At 71.3% G+C, this 3,489-nt stretch carries 3 protein-coding genes; all 3 read right to left on the reverse strand.

The genetic code is table 11. The annotated features are described in order from the left end of the window. Positions 1-210 precede the first annotated feature (210 nt). From AB8Z75_RS32670 to AB8Z75_RS32680, 3 genes are read right to left on the reverse strand one after another with little or no spacing between them, the layout of a single operon-like run. Positions 211-1,560, reverse strand: coding sequence for an ABC transporter substrate-binding protein (locus AB8Z75_RS32670; protein WP_369208403.1), 1,350 nt, complete (start codon positions 1,558-1,560; stop codon positions 211-213). After that, entirely contained in the window at positions 1,560-2,465 is a 906-nt protein-coding gene (locus tag AB8Z75_RS32675; protein WP_369208405.1) for a carbohydrate ABC transporter permease, read from the reverse strand. The genes AB8Z75_RS32670 and AB8Z75_RS32675 overlap by 1 nt, the downstream gene beginning before the upstream one ends. Continuing rightward, positions 2,462-3,460: a carbohydrate ABC transporter permease gene (locus AB8Z75_RS32680; RefSeq protein ID WP_369208407.1), complete on the reverse strand. Its 999-nt coding sequence runs from the start codon at positions 3,458-3,460 to the stop codon at positions 2,462-2,464. Before AB8Z75_RS32680 ends, AB8Z75_RS32675 begins: the two co-directional genes overlap by 4 nt. Positions 3,461-3,489: the final 29 nt, after the last annotated feature.

Here is a 3,489-nt window from a genome sequence, read left to right on the forward strand (position 1 = left end):
GTACGGGCGGTGCTGCGGCCGACAGCTCGGCGCTCATGCGGAGCTCTTTCTGTGCGTTTTCCGTGCCGTGCGCTGGGGCGCACTCTCTCCGCCGCGACGGCGGAGAACCTTGGGGCACCTCCCGGCCGAGGGCTGGGGGAGGAGCGGGCCCGGCGGGCAGGGGACGGACTCAGCTGCGGCGTTCGTCCCTTCCCAGCGGAGCCGGAGGGGTCATCGCTGGTAGCGGTCGAGGATCAGGTTGCCGTCGTCGACCAGCGCGTCACGCAGCGCGTCCAGGTCGGTGTCGGCTCTGTAGTAGCGCTGGAAGGCGGGGGTGGCGACCTTGTCGGACCACTCCGCGTAGCCGCGCACGCCGAGCGTCGGCGAGGGCCGCAGGGTGCGGGCGATCCGGGCGCCCGTGCGCCAGCCGTCCTCGCGCCGGTTGATCTCGGGGTCCTGCAAAGCCTCCTTCGCGGTGGGCAGCAGCCAGTCGCCCTTGGCGAGGACGGCCTGGTGCTCGGGGGTGGTCATGTAGGCGACGAAGTCGGCCGCGGCCTTCTTGTGCTCGCTCTCCTGCGCCACGGAGAGGGTCTGCGGGACGACGCCCTGCGCGTTCTCGCCCTCGCGCTGACCGCGCGGCAGCGGCAGGACGGTCCACTCGAAACCGTCGGGCGCCTGCTGCTGCACCTGCTGGCGGAAGGAGAAGTTCAGCGGCACCATCGCGTAGCGCCCGGCGAAGAACCCGGGCAGCGTGTCGGAGCCGCCCATGCCCAGCCCGCTGCGCGGCGCGGTGCGGTCCTCGTTGACCTGGCGGTGGATGAGCTTGCTGATGGCCGCGTCGCGCTCGGCGAACCGCACGGTGTTCTTGGTGCCGTCGCCGGTCCGCTCGCGGGTGAAGAGGCGTCCGCCGGTGGACAGCGAGAGGTTGACGGACTGTTTGACCGGCTCCTTCATCGGCCACACGGCGCCGTACCGCTCGGGTTTGCCGTTGCCGTCCTTGTCGCGGGTCAGCTTCTTCGCGGCCTGCTCGAACTCGTCCCACGTCCAGGGGTGGTGCGCGGTCGGTATCCGCACGTCGGAGCGTTCCAGCAGCTTCTTGTTGGCGATGATCACCTTGGGCTCTTGCAGGAACGGCACGCCGTAGACGCGTCCGCCGTTCATCGTCACGGCGTCCCAGCCGGCCTGCGGGATGGCGGCGCGGGATCCCTTCGGCAGATAGTCGCGCAGGTCGGCCAGGTAGCCGCCGTAGGCGAAGTCGGTCAGGTCGCTCGCGTCGTCGTGGATGATGTCGGGCGCCTCACCGCCCTCGAAGGAGGTCAGCAGCTGGTCGTGGACGGTGTCCCAGGCGCCCTGCACGTAGCGGACCTTCACCTTGGCGTGGGTCTTGTTCCACCGCGCGACCAGCTTCTTGTTCGCGGCGACGGACTCCTTCTGCCAGGCGAGGCTGTAGTAGTCCAGGGTGACGGTGCCCTCGCCCCCGCCCTCGCCGCCGCCCGCGCAGGAGGTGAGCAGGGCGCAGGCCAGCAGGGCGGCGGTCGCGGCGCGGGCGGCACCGCGCGTACCCCTCGGTGCGTAGCGCATCAGCCCTTCACCGCCCCGGCCAGCATCCCGGAGGCCAGCCGCCGCTGGAGCAGGGCGAAGAACAGCAGGCTCGGGATCGTCGCGAGCACCGAGGCGGCGGCCAGCGGGCCCAGGTCGGCGACGCCCTCGTCGCCGAGGAAGCGGGTGAGGATGACGGACATCGTCTGGGTCTCCGGGGACTTGAGCAGCACGAGGGCGAAGAAGAACTCGTTCCAGGCGGTGACGAAGGAGAACATCAGCGTCGCCACCAGGCCGGGCGCCAGCAGGGGCAGCACGACGCTGCGCAGGATGCGCGGCCTGCTCGCCCCGTCCACCGCGGCGGCCTCCTCCAGCGAGACGGGCACCGCCTTGACGTAGCCCTGGAGCATCCACAGCGAGAACGGCAGGTTCCAGACGACGTAGACGATGATCAGCCCACCGAGGGAGTTGACCAGGTGCAGGTTCTTCAGGACGAGGAAGAGCGGGATGATCACCAGCACGAACGGGAACATCTGGCTGACCAGCACCCACCCGTTGGCGGCCGTGCTCACCCGGGAGCGGTAGCGCACCAGCGCGTAGGCGGCCGGCACGGCGAGCGCGACGGAGACGAGGGTGGCGCCGCCGGCGACGATCAGGCTGTTGAGCGCCGAGCGGGCCAGCGGCTGGGCCTCGAAGGCCGCGCGGAAGTTGTCCAGCGTGGGGTGGCGCGGCAGCCACGTCGGATCGATCCGGCCCAGCTCCTGCGGTGACTTGAAGGAGGTGGAGACCAGCCACACCAGGGGGAAGGCGAGGAAGACGAGATAGCACAGGAGCCCCGCGTACTGCCCGGTGCGGCCCGCGAGCCGCAGGGTGCGCCGGCGCCCGTGCCCGGCGGGGGGCGCGCTCGTGCGCGCGGTCGGCGCGCCGACGCTGCTCGTGCCGCTCATATGGCGTCCTCCTTGAGGCGCTTGCGCAGGAACACCGTGAGGAACACGGCGACGACGGCGATCATCACGACGCCCATCGCGGCGGCGTAGCCGAACTGGCCGTACTTGAAGGCCTCCTCGTAGGCGAAGAGCATCGGGAGCCGCGTCTGGCCGCCCGGCCCGCCCTGGGTGAGCACGTAGACCAGCCCGAAGGAGTTGAAGTTCCAGATGAAGTTCAGCGCGGTCATCGCCACGGCCACCGGCTTGAGCGCGGGCCAGGTCACCGAGGCGAACCGCCGCCATATCCCGGCGCCGTCGAGCTGCGCGGCCTCCGACAGCTCGTGGGGCACGTTCTGCAACCCGGCCAGCAGCACGACGGTGGTCTGCGGCATGCCCGCCCACACGCCGACGAGGATGACGGCGGGCAGCGCGAGGGAGAGGTTCGTCAGCCAGTCGACATTCTCCCCGATGAGCCCGAGCTGCCGCAGCGTCTTGTTGAGGATGCCGGCGTCCTGGTGGTAGACGAGCCGCCACATGATGCCGACGACGACCTCCGGCATCGCCCAGGGCACCAGCGCCAGGGTGCGGGCCAGCCAGCGGAAGCGCAGGTTCTGGTTGAGCAGCAGCGCGAGCCCCAGTGCCAGCACCAGCTGCACCGCGGTGACGGCCACCGCCCACACCAGGCCGATGCGGAACGACTCCCAGAACAGCGAGTCCAAGCGCAGGTCGGCGAAGTTGGTGACGCCGATGAAGTCGGTCTCCACGGTCCGCCCGAACTGGGCGTCGGTGAACGCGAGCGAGATGGCGTACAGCAGCGGCCCCGCGCTCAGCACCAGGATCGGCAGCAGCGCGGGCAGCAGCAGGAACCAGGCGCCGTGGTCGAGTCCGAGGAGGCGCTTGCGGGCCGCGGGGGTGCGGGGCGGCGGGGTGCCGCGCCCGCCCCGCCCGCCACCGCGGGCCGTGGGGACGGTGCCTGTCGTCTCGTCGCCGAGCGACGCGGGGGAGGCCGTGCTCATCGGGCACCGCCTCTCGCCGTGGTCGCGGA

This window comes from Streptomyces sp. PU-14G, from assembly GCF_041028275.1.
Taxonomy (GTDB): Bacteria; Actinomycetota; Actinomycetes; order Streptomycetales; family Streptomycetaceae; genus Streptomyces.

Bases quoted from the DNA above. Each gene is read 5' to 3' on its own strand.
- AB8Z75_RS32670 (WP_369208403.1), bottom strand. From the start codon at position 1,560: ATGCGCTACGCACCGAGGGGTACGCGCGGTGCCGCCCGCGCCGCGACC.
- AB8Z75_RS32675 (WP_369208405.1), bottom strand. From the start codon at position 2,465: ATGAGCGGCACGAGCAGCGTCGGCGCGCCGACCGCGCGCACGAGCGCG.
- AB8Z75_RS32680 (WP_369208407.1), bottom strand. From the start codon at position 3,460: ATGAGCACGGCCTCCCCCGCGTCGCTCGGCGACGAGACGACAGGCACC.